The sequence below is a fragment of the Rhizobium acaciae genome (genome assembly GCF_025941625.1).
GTDB lineage: Bacteria > Pseudomonadota > Alphaproteobacteria > Rhizobiales > Rhizobiaceae > Rhizobium > Rhizobium acaciae.
This window is the reverse complement of sequence record NZ_JAPCZO010000011.1, coordinates 1-20,325: the sequence shown is the minus strand read 5'-3', so window position 1 is coordinate 20,325 and position 20,325 is coordinate 1. Positions and strand designations below refer to the sequence as shown.

Annotated in this window: 21 protein-coding genes and 1 pseudogene; 11 read left to right on the top strand and 11 right to left on the bottom strand. The window is 61.5% G+C overall.

The features are described 5' to 3' along the window. Positions 1-5: 5 nt before the first annotated feature. Both OLZ32_RS18155 and OLZ32_RS18150 read right to left on the bottom strand, forming a co-directional pair. Positions 6-359, bottom strand: coding sequence for a lysozyme inhibitor LprI family protein (locus OLZ32_RS18155; RefSeq protein WP_264421940.1), 354 nt, complete (start codon positions 357-359; stop codon positions 6-8). A gap of 23 nt (positions 360-382) precedes the next feature. Beyond that, entirely contained in the window at positions 383-763 is a 381-nt protein-coding gene (locus tag OLZ32_RS18150; RefSeq protein WP_011651431.1) for a YkvA family protein, read from the bottom strand. A gap of 256 nt (positions 764-1,019) precedes the next feature. On the opposite strand from OLZ32_RS18150, the gene OLZ32_RS18145 reads away from it, so the two are divergent. Further along, positions 1,020-2,423: a DegQ family serine endoprotease gene (locus tag OLZ32_RS18145; protein WP_017991065.1), complete on the top strand. Its 1,404-nt coding sequence runs from the start codon at positions 1,020-1,022 to the stop codon at positions 2,421-2,423. Next, entirely contained in the window at positions 2,420-3,736 is a 1,317-nt protein-coding gene (locus OLZ32_RS18140) for a replication-associated recombination protein A (protein WP_017991066.1), read from the top strand. The genes OLZ32_RS18145 and OLZ32_RS18140 overlap by 4 nt, the downstream gene beginning before the upstream one ends. 13 nt (positions 3,737-3,749) lie before the next feature. On the opposite strand, the gene OLZ32_RS18135 is transcribed toward OLZ32_RS18140, so the two are convergent. The 4 genes from OLZ32_RS18135 to dapA form a co-directional block, all read right to left on the bottom strand. After that, complete coding sequence (locus OLZ32_RS18135) at positions 3,750-4,061, bottom strand: DUF1883 domain-containing protein (RefSeq protein ID WP_003547605.1); 312 nt, start codon at positions 4,059-4,061, stop codon at positions 3,750-3,752. Positions 4,062-4,193: 132 nt separating this feature from the next. Then, on the bottom strand, positions 4,194-4,457 hold the full coding sequence (locus tag OLZ32_RS18130; RefSeq protein ID WP_164026969.1) for a hypothetical protein: 264 nt from the start codon (positions 4,455-4,457) through the stop codon (positions 4,194-4,196). Between the two features lie 26 nt (positions 4,458-4,483). Further along, on the bottom strand, positions 4,484-4,666 hold the full coding sequence (locus OLZ32_RS18125; protein WP_246706053.1) for a hypothetical protein: 183 nt from the start codon (positions 4,664-4,666) through the stop codon (positions 4,484-4,486). Between the two features lie 117 nt (positions 4,667-4,783). Then, positions 4,784-5,704 carry a 4-hydroxy-tetrahydrodipicolinate synthase gene (gene dapA / locus OLZ32_RS18120; protein ID WP_029872798.1) on the bottom strand — a complete coding sequence of 307 codons (921 nt, stop codon included), beginning with the start codon at positions 5,702-5,704 and terminating at the stop codon, positions 4,784-4,786. Positions 5,705-6,006: 302 nt separating this feature from the next. Between dapA and OLZ32_RS18115 the strand changes: the two genes are divergently transcribed. Continuing rightward, entirely contained in the window at positions 6,007-7,002 is a 996-nt protein-coding gene (locus OLZ32_RS18115) for an alpha/beta fold hydrolase (RefSeq protein WP_172643659.1), read from the top strand. A 42-nt stretch (positions 7,003-7,044) separates the two neighbouring features. Here OLZ32_RS18115 and OLZ32_RS18110 read toward each other — a convergent pair whose 3' ends face one another. Together OLZ32_RS18110 and OLZ32_RS18105 are read right to left on the bottom strand one after the other, a co-directional pair. After that, a complete protein-coding gene (locus OLZ32_RS18110; RefSeq protein ID WP_017991070.1) occupies positions 7,045-8,049 on the bottom strand; it encodes a ketopantoate reductase family protein in 1,005 nt (334 codons plus the stop codon). A gap of 150 nt (positions 8,050-8,199) precedes the next feature. Then, positions 8,200-9,051, bottom strand: coding sequence for an oxidoreductase (locus tag OLZ32_RS18105; RefSeq protein WP_264421935.1), 852 nt, complete (start codon positions 9,049-9,051; stop codon positions 8,200-8,202). Between the two features lie 126 nt (positions 9,052-9,177). Here OLZ32_RS18105 and OLZ32_RS18100 point away from each other — a divergent pair, with 126 nt between their 5' ends. Then, a complete protein-coding gene (locus OLZ32_RS18100; protein ID WP_011651440.1) occupies positions 9,178-10,065 on the top strand; it encodes a LysR family transcriptional regulator in 888 nt (295 codons plus the stop codon). On the opposite strand, the gene OLZ32_RS18095 is transcribed toward OLZ32_RS18100, so the two are convergent. Next, complete coding sequence (locus OLZ32_RS18095) at positions 10,040-10,630, bottom strand: nucleoside 2-deoxyribosyltransferase (protein WP_012757042.1); 591 nt, start codon at positions 10,628-10,630, stop codon at positions 10,040-10,042. The genes OLZ32_RS18100 and OLZ32_RS18095 overlap by 26 nt on opposite strands. 467 nt (positions 10,631-11,097) lie before the next feature. Here OLZ32_RS18095 and OLZ32_RS18090 point away from each other — a divergent pair, with 467 nt between their 5' ends. Further along, positions 11,098-12,072: an alpha/beta hydrolase gene (locus OLZ32_RS18090; protein WP_264422087.1), complete on the top strand. Its 975-nt coding sequence runs from the start codon at positions 11,098-11,100 to the stop codon at positions 12,070-12,072. 40 nt (positions 12,073-12,112) lie between these two features. Here OLZ32_RS18090 and OLZ32_RS18085 read toward each other — a convergent pair whose 3' ends face one another. Then, positions 12,113-12,730, bottom strand: coding sequence for a carboxymuconolactone decarboxylase family protein (locus OLZ32_RS18085; protein WP_003547626.1), 618 nt, complete (start codon positions 12,728-12,730; stop codon positions 12,113-12,115). A 63-nt stretch (positions 12,731-12,793) separates the two neighbouring features. Next, a complete protein-coding gene (locus OLZ32_RS18080) occupies positions 12,794-14,329 on the bottom strand; it encodes a sensor histidine kinase (RefSeq protein ID WP_264421933.1) in 1,536 nt (511 codons plus the stop codon). A gap of 244 nt (positions 14,330-14,573) precedes the next feature. Between OLZ32_RS18080 and OLZ32_RS18075 the strand changes: the two genes are divergently transcribed. From OLZ32_RS18075 to OLZ32_RS18050, 6 genes and pseudogenes are all read left to right on the top strand, one after another. Next, the gene (locus OLZ32_RS18075; RefSeq protein WP_003547632.1) at positions 14,574-14,768 is read left to right on the top strand and encodes a hypothetical protein; all 195 of its coding nucleotides are present in this window, start codon (positions 14,574-14,576) and stop codon (positions 14,766-14,768) included. A gap of 154 nt (positions 14,769-14,922) precedes the next feature. Beyond that, positions 14,923-15,969 carry a LacI family DNA-binding transcriptional regulator gene (locus tag OLZ32_RS18070; protein ID WP_017991076.1) on the top strand — a complete coding sequence of 349 codons (1,047 nt, stop codon included), beginning with the start codon at positions 14,923-14,925 and terminating at the stop codon, positions 15,967-15,969. Positions 15,970-15,978: 9 nt separating this feature from the next. Then, the gene (locus tag OLZ32_RS18065; protein WP_264421929.1) at positions 15,979-17,592 is read left to right on the top strand and encodes an acyl CoA:acetate/3-ketoacid CoA transferase; all 1,614 of its coding nucleotides are present in this window, start codon (positions 15,979-15,981) and stop codon (positions 17,590-17,592) included. Beyond that, positions 17,585-18,364: an enoyl-CoA hydratase/isomerase family protein gene (locus OLZ32_RS18060; protein ID WP_264421927.1), complete on the top strand. Its 780-nt coding sequence runs from the start codon at positions 17,585-17,587 to the stop codon at positions 18,362-18,364. The genes OLZ32_RS18065 and OLZ32_RS18060 overlap by 8 nt, the downstream gene beginning before the upstream one ends. Next, entirely contained in the window at positions 18,364-19,884 is a 1,521-nt protein-coding gene (locus tag OLZ32_RS18055; protein ID WP_264421925.1) for an aldehyde dehydrogenase family protein, read from the top strand. The genes OLZ32_RS18060 and OLZ32_RS18055 overlap by 1 nt, the downstream gene beginning before the upstream one ends. A 165-nt stretch (positions 19,885-20,049) precedes the next feature. Then, positions 20,050-20,325 (top strand): annotated as a pseudogene (locus OLZ32_RS18050) (sugar ABC transporter substrate-binding protein); the annotation flags it as partial.

Genomic DNA, 20,325 nt, shown 5'->3' with positions numbered 1-20,325 from the left:
CGCTTTCAAAGCGGCCGGTTGATGTTTTTATAAGACTCGCCGAGCTGCTTCAGCCGCTCGTCATAGGCAGCCTTGATGCAAGTTGCATCTGCCCCGCATTCCTGCCGTTTCTTCAGCCAGGCCGTCTGTTCGTCCTGCAATGTTCCGCGCGAACCCATCGCCAGCAGGCCGGAGAGCAGCTCGAAAGTCGTCACCATCTTCACATCGGCATCGTTGAGTGCGCGGTTGTCGCAGATCGCTTTTTCATCCGCCTTCAATTCTTTCGCATCACAATCGAAGCTTGCTGCCTGTGCCAGTTGCGATCCAATGAGCAGGATCGCAAAGCCGAGGGCCGCTGTCGTCGTTCTTGTCGTGATCATTCATATGTTCCTATTGCTGCCGGTCAGGCTAGCTTCCGCAGTGCCAGAGCCAGGAAGATGATGCAGATGAGCCAGACGGCAAGGATGAAGATCAGTCCGACCCGGCTGGAGGGACGCTCGATGCGCCCTGTCGCCTCCGTACGAAGCTCGTTCATCACCTCTGCCGGAACGAGCCGGATCGCCAGCATGATACCGAGCGGCACGATCAGAAGATCGTCGAGATAGCCGAGGATGGGGATGAAATCGGGGATGAGATCGATGGGCGACAGCGCGTAGGCGGCAACCGCGCCGGCCACCGCTTTGGCATGCCACGGTACGCGGGGATCGCGGGCGGCAAGCCATAGGGCCACGATGTCACGCTTCAGTGACTTCGCCCAGTTTTTGGCTTTTGATATCAGTTGCATGGCCAAGCTTCCTGAATCAAATTGACAATGACTTCAACCGGTTTCCAAGACGCCCTCCCGCCTTGTTCTTCCACGCTTCCGCCCTCTTTCCTTTCTAGCGTCGGGCCGCAGAACAGGATGATTTAGGTCGGTTCGGCCTAAAATCTGAATCCTGTTCGCAACTAAATAGTTAGAGCATGATGTCGTCCGAAAACCGCTCACACTTTTCGGCATCATGCTCTAAAACGTTCCTCAAGAGGATTCAAAAGGGATACCCATGCAAGGCCTGTTCAAGCGCGCCTCCGTCTCGCTATTCGCTCTCATGCTCGTTCTGCCGGCTGCGGCCCATGCGCAGACGGCAAAGACCGTACCCGAGAGCCAGATGCAGATGCAGCTCTCCTTCGCGCCGCTCGTCAAACAGACGTCAGGCGCCGTCGTCAATGTTTATGCGGAAAAGACCGTCCGGCGGCAGTCTCCCTTTGCCGGCGACCCTTTCTTCGAGCAATTTTTCGGCCAGCAGATGCCAAACCGTTCGGAGAAGCAGTCTTCGCTCGGCTCCGGCGTCATCGTCGAGGCGAACGGCACTGTCGTGACCAACAATCACGTCATCGAGGGCGCCGACGATATCAAGGTAGCGCTCTCGGATGGCCGCGAATTCCCCTGCAAGGTGGTGCTGCGCGACGACCGTATCGATCTTGCCGTGCTGAAGATCGACACCAAGGAAAGCTTTCCGACATTGCCGATCGGCAATTCCGATACGGTCGAGGTCGGTGATCTCGTGCTGGCGATCGGCAATCCCTTCGGTGTCGGCCAGACGGTGACGAGCGGGATCGTCTCGGCGCTTGCCCGCAACCAGGTGATCAAGAACGAGTTCGGCTTTTTCATTCAGACCGATGCCTCGATCAATCCCGGCAATTCCGGCGGCGCCTTGATGAACATGAAGGGCGAGCTGATCGGCATCAACACGGCGATCTTCTCGCGCGGCGGCGGCTCGAACGGCATCGGTTTCGCCATCCCTGCCAATCTGGTCAAGGTCTTCCTCGCGTCGGCCGATGCCGGCGTCAAATCCTTCGAGCGGCCCTATGTCGGCGCAAGTTTCGATGCCGTGACCTCGGAAGTGGCCGAGGCGCTGGGGCTGAACAAGGCCCGCGGCGCGCTCGTCGTCAAGGTTTCGGAAGGTGGGCCGGCGGCCAAGGCCGGGCTGAAGGCCGGCGAAATCGTCACCGCCGTCGACGGAGTTTCCGTCGAGCATCCGGATGCGCTGCTCTACCGCTTGACGACGGCTGGTCTCGGCAATTCGGTCAAGCTCACCGTCATCGAGAACGGCCGCGAGGAGCAACTGCCGCTGACGCTCGCCCGCGCCCCGGAAACCTCGCCGCGCGACCAGCGCACGATCGGCGGACATACGCCGTTTACCGGTGCCGTCGTCGAGAACCTGTCGCCGCGTGTCGCTGACGAGCTGCGCATGCCGCCGGAATCGGCGGGCGTCGTCGTATCCGAGGTGAAGGAGGATTCGCCCGCCGCCCGTCTCGGTTTCGAACCGAAGGATATCATCGTCTCGATCAACGGCACCGATGTGAAGTCGACCAGCGAACTGTCCGAGATCGCCGATAGCGACCCCGGCTTCTGGCGGGTCGAGATCGAGCGCGACGGCCAGCGCATCCGGCAATTCTTCCGATGAGCAACGATCTCTTCGCGCCGCGCGTTCCGGAGGAGGTCGCCGCCAGGCGGCCGCTTGCCGACCGGCTGCGGCCGAAGACGCTTGCCGATGTCACCGGTCAGGAACACCTGACCGGTGAGGATGGCGTGCTAAAGAGGATGATCGAAAGCGGCTCACTTGGCTCGATGATTTTCTGGGGGCCGCCCGGCACCGGCAAGACGACGGTGGCACGGCTGCTTTCGGGCGAGGCGGGCCTGGCCTTCGAGCAGATATCGGCGATCTTCTCCGGCGTCGCCGATCTGAAGAAGGTGTTCGAGACAGCCCGTTTGCGGCGTATGGACGGCCGTCAGACACTGCTCTTCGTCGATGAGATCCATCGTTTCAACCGCGCCCAGCAGGATAGTTTCCTGCCCGTCATGGAGGATGGCACCGTCATCCTCGTCGGCGCCACCACCGAGAACCCTTCCTTCGAGCTCAACGCCGCTCTGCTGTCGCGTGCCCGTGTGCTCACCTTCAAGTCGCATGACGAGGAGAGCCTCGAGGAGCTGCTGAAGCGTGCTGAGGCGATCGAGCAGAAGCCGCTGCCGTTGACGGAGGATGCCCGCGTCAGTCTGATCCGCATGGCCGACGGCGACGGCCGCGCGGTGCTGACGCTCGCCGAAGAAGTCTGGCGCGCGGCGCGCGAAGGCGAGAGCTTCGATACCGAAGGCCTGACGCGCATCGTCCAGCGCCGTGCCCCGGTCTATGACAAGGCGCAGGACGGCCACTACAATCTGATCTCGGCGCTGCATAAATCCGTGCGCGGCTCGGATCCCGATGCCGCGCTCTATTATCTTGCCCGCATGTTCGATGCCGGCGAGGATCCGCTCTATCTTGGCCGGCGGCTGGTGCGCATGGCGGTGGAGGATATCGGTCTTGCCGATCCGCAGGCGCTGGTGATCTGCAATGCCGCCAAGGATGCCTATGAGTATCTCGGCTCGCCGGAAGGCGAACTGGCGCTGGCCCAGGCCTGCGTCTATCTCGCCACCGCTCCGAAATCGAATGCCGTTTACACCGCCTTCAAGGCGGCAAGCCAGGCGGCAAAGCAGAACGGCTCGCTGCTGCCGCCGAAGCATATCCTCAACGCGCCGACCAAGCTGATGAAGGGCGAGGGGTACGGTGACGGCTATCGCTACGACCACGATGAGCCGGACGCCTTTTCTGGCCAGGATTATTTCCCGGAGAAGATGGGACGCCAGATCTTCTACGATCCGCCGGAGCGCGGCTTCGAGCGCGATATCCGCAAGCGGCTGGAATGGTGGGCAAAACTTCGCAAGGAGCGTAATCCGCGCTGAAACCTAGCGAACCTCAGGAAGCGCGCGGCGTCTTCTGATTTGCCGGCGCGGCGATCACCTTGACGGAAGATTCCGCAAGCCCGTGATGACCTTCCATATCGACGATAACATGCCAGTGACCGCTTTCCGGAACGGCGATCTTGATCGGCGATTTGCGTGCCACGCCGCCGATATATTTGAAATCGAGAACCTCAGTAAACCGCTGGAAATTCGGGGCCGTCATCAGGCGGACATTGTTCACCGCATTCAACGACACCTCGATGATCGTTCCGGCGCGTTGTTCCTTGAGATCGTAATGGGTGAAGCGGAAATTCGGTTTCGGCATCGGTCTCGCGGCGTCTGAAGTCTCTGCGCCAGGATTTTACCAGAATGTGGGTTAAGGAAAAGTTGGAAATCGGCCGTTCAGCTCATGTCTTCGTACTCCCGCTGCATGAAAACAGCGGGAGTACGGCAAGATTTAGTGGATATTCGCCGTGCCGCGCGCAAAGGGCGCGAGTTCGAGCACCATGCCTGCGGCCGCCCTGTGGATATCGGCGGAGGGGCAGTTGCATTCCCCAGCTGCGAAATGGAGGGCGGCCGCTTCATTGATGAAGAGCCCGCCGACGAGGCCGTCGCGGTCGTGGACGATCCAGCGGCCGCTTCTGTCGCGGCCGACGGTGAAGCGGGCGGAAGGCGAAGGTGCTGCAGCGGGAAGGCTGCGGCGTTGCTGTGCGTTTGCCATTGTGGTGATCCTTCGGTCCTGATGCTTCAACGGGAGATGAGGTCGAACATCATCTGGACCAGGCCAGCAAAGGCCAGCGTCATCGCAAGGCGGGGTGCAATCGCGACAAGGCCGGAGAGTATCGAATGGGAGGGATCGGCGGCGAGTGTGCTGATGTGGCTGCGTTGCCGCGGGTCGCTCTCGGCACTCGGTTCAGTCAGGCGTGACATCGGTTTGTCCTTTCGAAGTCTCAACCGCCGCTTGATCGAGCGGCGGTGTCACGCTTCAAAAATAAGCTCCGGTGGATAGGGTTTCCATTTGGCGGCGAAAACGAAAATATAAAAATCTCATAGGGATAACGCCATCCCCGCGCTGTTTTCGTCAAGGAAGGGCGCAAGCGCCTTGCCGATGGCCAAATGCACCTCCGGCTCGGCAGCGACAAGTGGAAGGCGAAGCTCGGCCCCCAGGCCGCGCATCAGCCGGAGCGCGTATTTGATCCTCGCCGGATCGCCCTCCGGCCCAAGTGCCGAGATCAGCGGCAGCAGCCGATCCTGCAGAGAACGCGCGGCCGAAAGGTTTCCGGCCCGTGCTGCCTGCTGCATCGAGGTGAAGAGCCTTGGCAGAACGTTGGCGCCCGGCGAGATCGCGCCGTCGCCGCCAGCGATGGTGAAGGCGAGCGCGGAAGGGTCATGGCCGGAAAAGAAGCGGAAGCGCTGTCGCAGGATCGGCGAAAGCCCGGCGAAGCGAGCAATGTCGCCGGTCGCGTCGCGAATGCCGACAATCCCCGGGATGGCGGCCAGCCTGCCGAGCGTTTCCGTCGAAAGATCGCTCGCCGTCTGCGCCGGCGCGTTGTCGACGATAACAGGCAGGCCGCTCGCCGCTGCCACCTGTTCGAAGTGGTGGATGATGCCTTTCTGCCCGGGCTTGGAATAATAGGGCACGGTGACGAGTACTGCGGCGGCGCCGAGCGCTTCGGCCTCGCGGGTGAGCGCGATCGTGCTTTCGGTGGAGTTGGTGCCGGTGGCGGCGATGACGCAAACGCGGTCGGCCGCAGACCGGATGCTGAGGTCGATCACCTCAGCGCGCTCCTGCGGCGAAAGCGTCGGGCCTTCCCCTGACACGGAGCAGACAGCAAGCCCGTCGACGCCGCTGAGGATCTGCCACTCCGCAAGCGCCCGAAGCGCCGGCCTGTCGAGGCCGCCATGGCGAAACGGCGTGACAAGAGCGGTGATCGCGCCGCCAAGGCGCGGCATTCTCGCCGTTTCCATGGCGGATCTCACAGCGCGCCGAAAACGATGTAGAGTTCGACGCAGGCGAGCACCACGCCGAAGACGATCAGCGCCTGGGCGGTGCGCTTTTCGCGCATCTGCCGGCTGCTGCGTTTGATCCTGTGTGGACGAGGGAACTGAAAACCTGAGGACATGACATTTCGCATAGCACTTGACCTTTGCAGTGATGGCGAAAGCCTACTGCTGCCGGCGATAGGAAATCCATTCGGAGCGAGGCGCGAAAATATAGGAACGGCATAAAGGCCGATGCGAGATATTTCGAAGCGTGGTGTCGGAAAGACATGAGCGCCGCCGTCCTTGCGGTATCGATGCAAACACGGAGCAAGGACATGTCGAAGATGACGCTGATTTCGATGATCGCAACGGCTGCCGCATTCCTGGCAGCGCCCGGTATATCAGGCGCCGACAGCAGCACGCCTGTTATCGAGGAGAAGAAGGCTGCAGCGCCGATTGTCAGGAAGGGAAGTCTGCCGGTCAACGGCATCGATTATTATTACGAGATTCGCGGCGAGGGCGAGCCGCTGCTGCTGCTTCACGGCGGCCTCGGGCAGATCGAGATGTTCGCGCCGGTCATGCCTGTTTTCACCGACCACCGGCAGGTGATCGCCGTCGATCTGCAGGGCCATGGCCGCACGCCGCTCGGCAAGCGGCCGATCGAGCTTCCGGCCATCGGCGCCGATCTCGCAATCCTGATGAAGCAGCTCGGTTATGACAAGCTCGATGTCTTCGGCTATTCCTTCGGCGGCGGGGTGGCGTTGAACATGGCGGCGAACGCGCCCGACCAAGTGCGCCGGCTGGTGATACTGTCGGCACCCTATGCGCAGAACGGCTTCTTTCCCGAGATGCTGCCGCAGCAGGCGGCCGTCGGCGCCGGTATGGCCGACATGATGAAGGACACGCCGATGTTCCTCTCCTACAAGGCGGTGGCGCCTGACGTTTCGGAATTTCCGAAGTTGCTCGACGCCATGGGCGCGCTGATGCGCGAACCCATCGACTACAGCGATGCCGTCGCCAAGCTGACCATGCCGGTCATGCTGATCTATGGCGATGCCGACATGATCCGGCCCGAGCATATGATCGACTTCTACCACAAGCTCGGCGGCGGTCTGCGCGATGCGGGCTGGATGCGGGAAAACATGTCGAAGAACCGGCTGGCGATCCTACCCGATCTCACCCATTACGAGACCTTCGCCTCGCCCCTGATGGCGAATATGGCGATGACCTTTCTCGATGGCAGCGGCAAGGCGCCGAACTGGGCCGAGCAGGTCGGAAAGTAAGTGAATACGGCCGGGTTTTCCCGGCCGCCCTTCCTCCCGCAATCAGCCGCCGCGCTGGTTTTCCCGATCCAACTGGGTCACCAGCGCCAGGATCGTTTCCGAAACCGGCGTCGGCACGGCGCTCAGGCGTCCGAGCGCCACCACCATGCCGACCAGCGGCGTGATTTCGAGCGCCTTGCCGCCGATCAGATCCTGCAGCATCGATGTGCGCACGCCGCCGATATGGCGCGATTGTTCCAACCGCTGCTCGACGGTCATGCTGAACCGCGCACCCAAGGCCTCGCCGACGGCGCGGACCTCACTCATCACCCTGCCGACCGTAGCCGAAAGGGCGGGATCCGCCATGATGTCGGTCATCAGCGCCCTGGTCAGCGCGCTGATCGGGTTGAAGGCGGCGTTGCCCATCAGCTTGCTCCAGATCTCGCCGCGGATATCAGGTGTCGTCGTGATGCTGAGGCCGGCGCCGGTCAGCAACGCGGCGATCGCTTCGAGATCGGGCGAGATGTCGCCGGAGGGCTCGCCGAGCACGAAGCGGCCGTTGTGGGAAAGCTGGATCTCGCCGGGGTTGATCACCTCGGCGCCTTGATAAGCGACGCAGCCGATAACGCGTTCCGGCCCGATCAGCCGCCAGAGCCTGCCGCCGGGATCGAGCTCGTCGAACTGCAGTTCGGCATGCCGGCTCTGGGCATCGCGGTGAAAATACCACCACGGGATGCCGTTGAGGATCATGACGACGCGGGTGCCCTCCTTGAGGAGGCCTGCAATGCCTTCGGCAGCAGGCGCCAGCTGATGCCCCTTGAGGCCGCTGATGACGAGATCCTGCGGCGGCAATGTCTTGGGATCGTCGGTCGCAGTGAGGTGGACATTGAGCGGCCTATCCGCATCGGCTTCGCGCAGGCTGAGACCGTTGTCACGGATGGCGTCGAGATGCGCTCCGCGTGCGACGACGGAGATGGTGGCGTCGTTTCCGGCTTGGCTTGCAAGCTTGGCGGCGATAGCGCCGCCGAGCGCCCCGGCGCCATAGATGCAGATGGACTTGATGGACATGCTCGCCTCTTTATGGTGGTGATCGAACCTAGATCTAGGCCATCCCCAGCGTAAGGCGAATGCTAATTTGCCGCATGATGCGCTTTCCTGCGGTCACAGCGGCGCTGCCCGCCGGATCCCCGAGATCTGGGATGCGGCGGGCAGTGCCCTTCAGGCCAAGGCCGTTGCATCGCTTGGAAAATCCGTGGACAGCGCGAGCTCGCGCCAGGCGGCAAGTTCCTTTTCGACGCTGGCATGCTGCTGCTCGATCATGGCCACCGTATCGCTGCCGAACGGCATCCTCAGCGGCGGATTGGCCGAGTTGACCATCGTCATGATGCCGGTGGCGAGCCTGGCGGGATTGCCGGGCTGGGCATGGTTGGCTTCGGCTGCGAAATTGCGCATGTTGCCGGCCGGCGTGCCTTCGTAATCGGCGATGGAGGCCGGGCTGATCGCCAGCGAGGTGTCGGCGAGGAAGTCGGTGCGGAAGAAGCCCGGCTCGACGATCGTCACCTTGATGCCGAAAGGTTCGAGTTCGGCGGCCATCGATTCCGAGAGGCCTTCGACGGCGAACTTCGTCGAGCCGTAGACGCCCCAGCCGGGATAGCCGAAGTAACCGCCGATCGATGAAAAGTTAAGGACATGGCCGGAACGCTGGCGGCGCATATAGGGCAGCACGGCGCGCGTCACTTTCAAGAGGCCGAAGACATTTGTGGCATAGAGCTTTTCGACCTCTTCGGCGGTGGCTTCCTCGACAGCGCCGAGCAGGCCGTAGCCGGCATTGTTGGCGAGGACGTCGATACGGCCGAAGCGGGCGATGCCGGCAGCCGCTGCCTCCTTGGCCTGCGCCTCGTTGGTGACGTCGAGGGCAACGGCCAGCAGGTTCGGATGCTCGCCGAACTGCTCGGTGATGGTCTTCGGGTTGCGGGCAGTGGCGATAACGGCATCGCCTGATGCAAGGGCTTCCTTGGTCATCAGCGCGCCGAAGCCGCGGGATGCACCAGTGATAAACCAGACTTTCATGACGAATTCCTCTCGATAACTGTTCGGTTGGCGTCGCATCTCTGTGCTGACGGGTTGAATTTGACCAAAAATCCGTTGCTGTATAAGATTTGTTATTCTTGAAACTATGATGAGCGTAGTTCAGCAATGCGAGCCACCGAACTGTCCGAACTTGCGGCCTTTGCGGCTGTCGCGCGGCATAAGAGCTTTCGCAAGGCGGGTGAGGAACGGGGCGTCACCGCTTCCGCAATTAGTCATGCCGTGCTCAATCTCGAAGACCGGATCGGTATTCGCCTGCTCAACCGCACGACGCGCAGCGTCTCGCTGACGGAAGCCGGCGAACTGTTGATCTCGCATCTCGATCCGGCCTTCGGCGAGATGGCAGCAGCGCTCGATGCTCTGAACCGCTACCGCGACACGCCGTTCGGCAAGGTGAGGATTAATGTGCCGAACTCGATCGGCCCCTTCGTCATCGGTCGTGTCATCGGCCCGTTGCTCAAAAAGAATCCCAATTTGCAGCTGGAGATCAACGCCACGGACAGACTGGTCGATATCGTCGAAGAGGGCTTCGATGCCGGCATCCGCTTCGGCGAACGCGTCACCGAGGGCATGATCGCGTTGCGTATCAAGCCGCGCATCCGCTTGGTCGTCGTCGGCTCGCCCGCCTATTTCGAGACTCGGCCGAAACCGGCGACGCCGCACGAACTCAAGCGCCATCTCTGCATCCAGAACATGTTTCCTTCAGGCGCGCGTTACGCCTGGGAATTCGAGAAGGACGGCCAGGCGGTGAGCTTTCAGCCGACCGGACCGCTGTCGCTCGACGATCACGAGCTGATGATGCAGGCAGCGCTCGGCGGCGTCGGCCTTGCCTATGTCTGGGAGCCGCGCGTGGAGAAGGCGATCGCCAGCGGCGAGTTGATCCAGGTGCTGGACGACTGGTGCCAGCCGGAGGAACCGCTCTATCTCTACTATCCGAGCCGCCGCCACATGTCGGCGGGCTTCAGGGCGCTCATCGACGCGATGAAGGCGGAGTAAAGGAGGCCAGCATGCCGGCGATGGTCTGAAGCGCCTCGAAGTAAACCGTAAGGTCGCGGGCAGGATCCGCCGGGAGCGCCGCCGCACGAAACACCTTGCCTCCCGTCGCCTCGACCCCTCCGTCGATCATCAGGTTGTCGGCCATCCCGTGATTTTCGATCGCAATGCCATCCGGTCCGCGTGGGCGCCCGCTCGTCTCATCGATATCGAGTCCCGCATACCAGATCGAGCGAACACGCAGACCATAGTCGTCGGGGTGATTGGTATAGGCGAAGACCGCTTTTCCCAGCGCAATCATAAAGCCGATCTCGTAGACCGTACCCGGATCGGCGCTGACGCCTCGAAAGGGAGTGATGTTGGCGAGGCAGATCTCGGCTCGACGCATGGCGTCGTCGTTGCGTGCATAGATTTCTGCGGCCGTCCGCTTCACCGGCGTCTGGTTTTCGTCGCTGCCGGGACCGGTCGGCTCGAAGCCGAACTGGCGCGCCAATCGGCGCTTTTCGGCCATGATGGGCATGGCATCCGGAAGAAAGACTTCCGGGCCGGCAAGGTAAATGGTGGTCATCGGTATCCTTCACGCACAAGCAAGACGAGGCGCCGGGGGTAGGGGACAGCCGGGCACGTCGTCCATTTCCGACGGAAGCGCGGTAAATGGCAAGCCGTGCCGGCAGACATTGTTCAATTTTTTAAGCGCAGTCTGACGAACCCATAGTGAGCGGGCAGCTGCCGACTTTCATTCCAGGCAGAGCGGAGCGACGTCCAGAGGATCCGCCCTATCTCCGTCATCGAGTCGCCGCCTGATGTGGACGGCCCTCAAGGCGGCCATCGACCGCACCCAGGCCCGGATGGGTGCGGCGATGTTCGCGGAATGAAAAAGCTTGGGATTCGCGCCTGTTACCCTTTTGACTCCGGTGGACGAACCGGCCAAAGATGCCGCATGGCCAGCATCGTCGGGAGAGGTTGATGAACGGTCGGATTTTGCCAGTTGGTATCCGAAGAGCCCCAAAGCGGCTCAAGTGTCTGTTCCCCGCGTTGGCTGCGCTGATGCTGTTCGCCTCGGCGGCGGTCGGGCGGGACATTGGGCCGCAAAGCCCGGCCTCGCGCGAGCAGGTTGAAAAACTCGTCGGCCTCTGGAAAGATCACTTTGCCGGCGCCGATAGCCTGCAGCAGCGGCGGACAGCCTTCAGGACGCTGATGGAGACGATGCCGGGGCCGACGCGCATCCAGGTGCGGCAGGTCGATGCCGACGGCGTCGACGCCGAGCTGATGTGGCCTGCTCGTCTTCATCACCCGATCGGCCAAAGGGTAATCCTTTATGTTCATGGCGGCGGCTTTTCCAGCGGCTCCATCCGCACGCACAGCCTGCTTGCCGGCTCGCTCGCCAAGGCCGCATCCAGCGACATTCTTCTCATTGATTATCGGCTGATGCCCGAATATGGCTATCCCGCGCAGATCAACGACGCGCTGACCGCCTATCGCTGGCTTCTCGACAACGGCTATCGGAGCGAGAATGTCATCGTGGCCGGAGACGGCGCCGGCGGCAATATCGCGATCGAGACGGTGCTGAGGCAGATGCAGGCGGCAAAGCCGTTGCCGGCGGCTGTGATTGCGCTCAGCCCCATCACCGATCTTGCCGCGACGGGCGGCTCGATGTCATCAAACGCCGGAAGCGATCCGCTGGTCGGCAAGGACTGGATCGAGACCTTGCGCAAGACCTATCTCCGCAGCCGGTCTCCGACCGATCCCCAGGCGTCGCCGCTCTACGCCGACATGACCGGCTTTCCGCCGCTGTTGCTGCAGGTCGGCTCCGGCGAAGTCCTGCTGGACGATACGCTACGGCTCGCCGACAAGGCGCGCCAGGCGGGCGTGGATGTCACCACCGAGGTTTGGCCGGGCATGCCCCACCAGTGGCAGCTGTTTCCCTCGCTGCTCGACGATGCCGATCGGTCGAGCCAGAATATCGCCGAATTTGCGATCCGGCATTTCGCCGACAAACCGCAGGAGTAGGGGCCGCAGGACCAAGCGTCCAGGCGCCTCCGTCATCGCGTCATTGCGCGCGAGACGGTGACGGCGCCAGAGGCCGCTCGACCTCTCGGCCGACGCTGAGCGCCTTTCGCACATTCGGCTCCAGCCGCTCGATATAAGCATGGTCGGGTGCTGCGCCCAGCGCATCAAGCATTTTCGAGAAGAAACACCGGGCCGCTGCCGCAGCCGTGACGTCGAAGACATCGGCATCACTCAGACCATGTTTCTTCAGGCCATCGATGTCCTGCTGCGTCACCGACGTCGCATCGCGCGCCACCTTGGCGGCAAAAGCCATGATCGCGCGTTCGCCGGCATCGATCGGCGCCTTCTCCGTCTCGTTGACAACAGCCGTCAGCCCGTCGCTGGTGAAACCCTCGCGCAACAGCACCGAGCCGTGCGCCAGCATGCAATACGAGGATTTGAGCTCTTTGGCCGCCGCCAGCGTCACCAGTTCGTAGCGCCGCAAGCTCATATGGCCGCGAATGCTCGAAAGCAGCGCCGCCCAGCTCTCCATCACCTCCGGTCGATGGCCGAAGGCCCGATACATGTTCGGCAGATAACCATAATTCGCCTCGGCCGACGCATACATCGACGTCGTCTTCTCGCTGGCGGATGCATTGGGGGTGTGAATGAAAGCCATGGCATGATCCTCCTCTATTGTGAGAAGGATAGGGTAGATATGCAGGACAGCAATCCTGAAACGTCAGGCAGCGTCATTGGTCGCGGAAGCGTTACCACTTCTCTTGATTGGAAGAGTTACGGTGAATGTCGATCCGCATCCTCTTGCGCTTCGAACCTCTATCGAGCCGTTGTGCAGTTCGATGATCTGCTTCACCAAGTTGAGGCCGATACCCGTTCCGGCAATCCCGGTCGACGTCCGGGCACGAAAATAGCGCTGGAACAGCCGGGGCACGTCTTCGGCATCGATCCCCACGCCATCATCGCTGATCGAGACTTTGACGTTTCCCGTCTCCGCCCATGCCGTGACGCGAATTTCGGAGGTTCCGGGCGCGTATTTGACGGCATTGGAAAGCAGGTTGGTAAAGACCTGTGCCAAAGTGCGGGGATCGGCATCGATGAACTCCGGCAGCCCATCGATATCGAACACAAAGCTGTGCGACTTTGCGATCGTCGACTGCCGCTCGCAACAGGTTTTTATCAATGATCTCAATGCGCAGGCGTCGTAGCTGATATCGATCTTGCCGGTATCAAGGCGTCCGGCTGACAGGATGCTCTCCATGAGATCGACAATCCGGGTCACCGATGCGCGGATTTGATCGACCTTGTCGCTGAGAAATTCGGGCTCGACCGCCCCCCTTTTTCTCAGCAGCCGCTGGGCAGCAGCGTCGATGATGGCAAGCGGGGTCCTGAATTCATGGGATGCCATCGCCACGAACTGCCGCTGCAATTCGTTGATGTTGCGCTCCTGCGCCAGCATGCGTTCGAGTTCCCGCGCCTGCCGCTCGACTTCCGCGGTGCGGCTCTTCACCGTCGCTTCGAGCTGATCGTGATGCCGGCGCAACTCTTCCGCCAGCCGGACCGTCTTGGTGACATCCTCATGGGTGGCCACGTATCCACCGTTTTGCATCGGATTGTGAGTGATCTTGATAACGCGCCCATCGGCCAGGACGATGTTCTGGCTGGCCGGCGCACCGCGGACTGTCGCTTCAAAGACCACGTCAAAATAGGTCGTGGTATCGGCGGGGCCATTTCCCTCCCGGCTGCGATAGGCCAGGATATCCACAAGCGGCGTTCCCGGTTGCGTCAGCAGGTCCGGCAGATTGTACATCCGCGCGTAGGAGGCGTTGCACAATATCAGGTTCTTGGTCGAATCGAACATGCACAGCCCATGCGGCATGTTGCTGAGGGCTGCGTCGAACCGGCGATGTTGTTCGGTCAGGCTGTCTTCGACGCGAATGAGAGTCGAGATGTCTTCATAACTGAGGATCCAGCCACCATCCCTCGATGGGGCGCAGGTCAATGAGACCATCCCTCCGTCGGAAAGGGCAAACTGAGACGTCGGCGCTCCACCGGTCATCGCCCGCCGGGATGCCACTGCACGGCAGTCTGCAGTGCCCGGCAATCCGTCGATATTCATGCCTTTGCGGATGGCTCCTTGCGGAAGGCCGAGAATATCAAGTGTACGGGAATTGAAAGCCGTCACCGTACCGGCTGGATCAAGCAGAACAATGCCCTGAGGCAGGCTCTCCAGAATGGATTCAAACGAGTGTGACATCATCCGGCCCTGCTTCAGATTTGGCGCGTTGCACGTATTCGTAGCATTCGTCAGAAACGATAAAGTTTCCCTAATGTCTATCGTCGGGAATTCCTCGACGGAAACCTGGAAGAGAGAACGGGTCGCCGGAGCACGGCCTGTACGGGCTTTATTGTTCGGCAATGGCTCATGTTAGTTTGCCGGTGATAGCGCCTCGGCAACGATCGTGTGGGAGCGAAACCTCGAAATTCTAATAAGGATGATCGCTATGAGCAGCATGGAATCGAAAGAGTTTGTTCTGGCCGGCGTGGTTATGAAACGCCTGCTGTCCGGCCCGCAGACCAACGGTCAGTTCTGCCTCTTCGAAAACATCAGCGCCGGAAACACGAAGACGCCGATCCAAGCTGAGCAGCAGATAGTCGTCCTTGTTGACATATGCCGCCCAGTCGCAGTTGCTGTTTAGATCGTTCCAAATTTTTGGCTCTGGCTTCGACGAGAATAATATAAATAATTGTCGGAAATAGGCGCATTGAGGACAGGAATCGCGAATTTCACTTGACATAATTGGAACGTTCCAAATACTAAGCAATCAGTCGACGTTGATGTCGGGAGGGGAAATGACAAAGGCGCGGGTAACCGTCATCGACATCGCGAAAGCCGCCGGCGTCTCGAAATCGACGGTTTCGCTGGTGCTTCAGGGTTCCTCCCTGGTCAATGAGGGGACGCGTTCCAAGGTCAATGCGGTGATGCGCGAGCTGGGCTACGTCTACAATCGCGGCGCCGCCAACCTTCGGCAGGCCAGTGCCAAGTCGAGGATCATCGGGGTCGTCGTCAACGACCTGACGAACAGCTTCTTCGCGGAACTGGCAGTCGGCGTCGATATGGTCGTTCAGTCGGCCGGGTTCGTGCAATTCCTGTCGAACACCAGTGAGAGCATCGACAGACAGCGCGAGGTTGTCGCATCGATGCGGGAGCATGGCATTTCGGGGCTCATCGTGTCGCCGGCGCGCGCCACCGATGCCGCAGACTTCAAGCCGCTTGTCGCCGCAGGAATTCCGGTGGTGGTCGTCGTCAGAAACCTGCCTGGCGCCAAGGTCTCGTCCGTCGTCTCCGACAACCAGGCTGGCATGATGTCCGCGGTCAAGCACCTGGCGGATCTCGGTCACAAGCGCATCGCTTTTCTCGGTGGCTTTCCCGACACCGCTGTCTTCGACGACCGCCTTGCCGGTTACCGAAACGGCATGGATGCAGCCGGGCTCGACTATCACCGAGAACTTGTCATCTCATCGGCGCCTTCGCGAGCCGGCGGGGTAGAGGCGATCGGAAAAGCACTCGTTCTTGCCGACAAACCCACGGCCGCCGTCTGCTTCAACGATGCCGTAGCCTTCGGTGTTTGCGACGGATTGCGTGCCCGCCGTCTGGAGCCCGGCTCCGACTTCGCGGTCGTGGGTTTCGACGACGTCATCGAGGCTCAGGCGGCGGTTCCCGCGCTCACGACGGTCTCGGTCGATCCGCAGGGCATTGGCCGCCGCGGCGCGCAGCTGCTTCTGAAGCAGATCAATGCGGGCAAAGCCGAGGCGGAGACGGTGACAACAGCGGTTCGGCTGGTTGTTCGCGAGAGCTGTGGCGCCCGCAAGAGCGTAAAAATCAAAACAGGACTCTGAGTAAGGCCCATGAAGAAGCATCTCACCCCGACCGAAGCGGCCGCGCTGATCCCGGATGGCGCTGTTGTAACGGTGTCTTCCTCGAGCGGTCTCGGTTGTCCGGACCTCATGCTGAAGGCGATTGGCGAACGTTTCGATGCGACCGGCCATCCCCGGGATATCACCACCCTTCATCCTATCGCCGCCGGCGACATGAGCGGCATCAAGGGCGTCGACCATATCGCCAAGAAGGGGCTGCTCAAGCGCATCATCGGTGGTTCCTATCCGTCCGGCCCGTCATCGTCAGAGCCGCCGCTGATCTGGCAAATGATCACCAACAACGAAATCCCGGCCTACAACATTCCGTCCGGTATCCTCTTCGACATTCATCGCGAAGCCGCCGCCAAGCGGCCGGGCGTTCTGACCAAGATCGGTATCGACACATTCGTCGATCCCAAGCGGCAGGGTTGCGCGATGAACGGCCTGGCTTCGGAGCATCCGGTAGTCAAGCGCGTGCGCTTCGAGGGCGATGATTGGCTGTTCTTTCCATCGATCGTCCCTGCGGTCGCCATCATCCGCGCCACCACCGCCGATGAGCGCGGCAACCTGACATATGAACATGAAGGCGCCTATCTCGGCGGCCTCGATCAGGCGCTGGCCGCACGCAACAACGGCGGCATCGTCATCGCGCAGGTCAAGCGGATCACCAAGGAAGGCTCGCTGAAGCCCCATGACGTCCGCGTGCCTGGAATGCTGGTCGACTATGTGATCGTCGATCCCGAACAGAAGCAGACGACGCAGACGCAATATGATCCGGCGATTTCTGGGGAGATCTTCCGTCCGCTCGATAGCTTCAGCGTTCCGGAATTCAACGTTCAGAAAGTCATCGCGCGTCGCGTCGCGCAGGAACTGCAAGCGGGAAGCTGCGTCAATCTCGGCTTCGGCATATCGGCCAACGTGCCGCGCATCCTGCTGGAGGAAGGGCTCCACGGCGCGGTCACCTGGGTTATCGAGCAAGGTGCTGTCGGTGGCGTGCCGCTGCTCGACTTCGCCTTTGGCTGCGCCTCCAATGCGGATGCCTACATGCCGTCTCCCTATCAGTTCACCTATTTCCAGGGTGCAGGCTTCGATGCGTCGCTGCTCTCCTTCCTGGAGATCGGCAAAGACGGTTCGGTCAACGTCTCCAAGCTCTCCTTCCGGCCGCATGTGACGGCGGGCGCCGGAGGCTTCGTCGACATCACGGCGCGGGCGAAGAAGATCGTCTTCTCCGGCATGTTCAATGCCGGAGCAAAGCTTTCGATCGCCGATGGCGCTCTTCTCATCGACAAGGAAGGCAAGTTGAAGAAGCTCGTGAACGAGGTCGAACATGTCACCTTCAGCGGCGGGCGCGCGATCGAGCAGGGGCAGGAGATCGCCTATGTCACCGAGCGGTGCGTGATGAAGCTGACGCCCGACGGCGTCGTCCTCACCGAGATTGCCCCAGGCGTCGATCTCCAGTCCCACATCCTCGATCAATCGGAGTTTCCGCTGGTCATCGCGCCCGACCTGAAGGTCATGGACGCCGCGCTCTTCGGGGAGGCAAACATCGGCCTGTCGCTTTCAGAAAAAAGGGCACGGACGCTGGAGGGCAGCTTCCATGGCTAGCGGAACCGTCAGGGTTGACGTCGATGGACATGTTGCGACGCTGACGATTTCTCGTCCGGAGAAGCTGAACGCGCTCGATCTGGACATGCTGAAAGCGCTGGCAGATGCGGCCGACGAGGTGGAGGCGAACGCCAACGTGCGCGCTGCCGTTCTCACCGGCGAAGGAAAGGGCTTTTCCGCCGGAGGCGATATCAAGGCCTGGGGCGGAATGTTGCCTCAGGAGTTCGGTCATCTCTGGGTTCGGCATGGCCATCGGATCTTCGAAAGACTGGCGACGCTCCGGATGCCGCTGATCGCAGCTCTGAATGGCCATACCCTCGGAGGAGGGCTTGAACTTGCAGGGGTTGCGGACATTCGTCTCGCCGAGGAACAGATCAAGATCGGTCTGCCGGAAACCGGCCTTGGAATGGTGCCGGGCTGGTCCGGGACGCAGCGTCTTGTGCGCCGGTTCGGGGCGCAGGCCGTCCGGCGCATGGCCTTGGGCGGCGAGATATTCACTGCCGAGGAGGCACGCCTGCTCGGGATCGTCGACGCGGTTGTTCCCACAGGAAACGCGCTCACTGCTGCCAGGGAATATGCTGGGCGGATTGCCGCAAGGGCGCCGGCTGCGACCGAGATCGCGAAGTTGATGATCGCATCGGCGAACGGCGAAGACAATGGAACCGCGGTCGAAGCCCTGGGCTCGATCCTCGCCGCGAAGACCGGCGATCTGAAGGAGGGCGTCGCATCATTCAGCGAGAAGCGCCCGGCAACGTTCAAGGGAGAATGGTAATGACGGTTCTCGTCAACCCCACCGCGCTCAGCGACCACAAAGCGCGTGATTTCAAGATGCTCATCGATGGCAATTGGGAGGCAGGCAGCTCCGATCCGATCGAGCGTGTTGCGCCGAGCCATGGTGTCGTAGTCAGCCGGTTCCCGACCGGCAGCAAGAAGGACGCCGAGCGTGCGATTTCCGCGGCACGCAAGGCGTTCGATCTTGGGCCGTGGCCCCGAATGACCGCTGCCGAACGTTCCGCCATCCTGCTCAAGGCTGCCGATCTGATCGCAGCGCGCGCAGAGGAGTTGGCATTTCTCGATGCGATCGAGGCAGGAAAGCCGATCACACAGGTGCGGGGAGAAATTGCAGGCTCCGTTGACATATGGCGCTACGCGGCGGCTCTTGCACGCGACCTCCACGGAGAGAGCTACAATACGCTCGGCGATGGCACGCTCGGCGTCGTCTTGCGCGAAGCAATCGGCGTAGTGTCGATCATCACGCCTTGGAACTTTCCGTTCCTGATCGTCGGCCAGAAGCTGCCGTTCGCCTTGGCCGCTGGCTGCACGACTGTCGTCAAGCCCTCGGAACTGACCTCGGGATCGACGCTGGTGCTGGGAGAGATCCTGCAGGAAGCAGGCATTCCGGATGGCGTCGTCAACATTGTCACCGGTAGGGGACCAGAGGTCGGCGCGGTCATGACCTCCCATCCTGACGTCGATATGGTGTCTTTCACCGGCTCGACCGGCGTCGGAAAGCTGACGATGTCGAATGCCGCACAGACGCTGAAGAAGGTCTCGCTGGAACTGGGTGGGAAGAACCCGCAGATCGTGTTTCCGGATGCCGATCTCGATGCCTTCATCGATGCCGCGGTCTTCGGCGCATACTTCAATGCCGGCGAGTGCTGCAATGCCGGCTCGCGGCTGATCCTTCACAAATCAATCGCTTCCGATGTCGTCAAGCGGATTGCCGAGCTGTCGAAGGCGGTGAAGGTCGGCGACCCGCTCGATCCTTCGACGCAGGTCGGCGCCATCATCACGCCTGAGCATCTGGAGAAGATATCAGGATACGTCGCCGGCGCGAGGGGCAGCGGTGCCCGGGTCGCGCATGGCGGCGAGACGCTCGATCTCGGCATGGGGCAGTTCATGTCGCCGACGATCCTCGAAGAGGTCACCCTCGATATGGCCGTGGCGCGCGAGGAAGTCTTTGGTCCGGTGCTTTCGGTCCTGACATTCGAGACATCCGCCGAAGCGATCAGGATTGCAAATTCCGTCGACTATGGCCTGTCGGCCGGTGTCTGGAGCCGCGATTTCGACACGTGTCTGACGATCGGCCGGTCGGTGCGGGCAGGGACGGTCTGGATGAACACCTTCATGGACGGTGCCTCGGAACTTCCCTTTGGCGGTTACAAGCAAAGCGGCCTCGGCCGTGAACTCGGCCGCCATGCGGTTGAAGATTACACCGAGACCAAGACGCTCAACATGCATATCGGCAAACGCACCAGCTGGTGGATGCCGCAGACGGAAAAGCTGGCTTAGCGCTTCGGAAAGCACGATGCGTCGATTCAAAGTGTTGCAGTGTCCTTTACGCGTCTGAAAAGACGCGCGGCGCTGCAACGGCGACAAAACTACGCCCGAGGAGGGCGGGTGATTGGTGCGGGAATGGGTCCCGCATCTTCCAATGTAAGACTGGGAGGTCTTTCGATGAACAGGTTTTTGACCACGACGGCAATGATCGCATTGGCTCTGGCCGGCGCCAGCGTCTCCGCCCACGCCGCTGACGTGAAGGAAGTGCAGATGCTGCACTGGTGGACGTCGGGCGGCGAGGCGGCTGCGCTGAACGTTCTGAAGCAGGATCTTTCGAAGGAAGGCTTTGCCTGGAAGGACGTTCCTGTTGCCGGCGGTGGCGGCGATGCGGCGATGACGGCGCTGAAGGCGATGGTTGCGGCCGGCACCTATCCGACAGCCTCGCAGATGCTG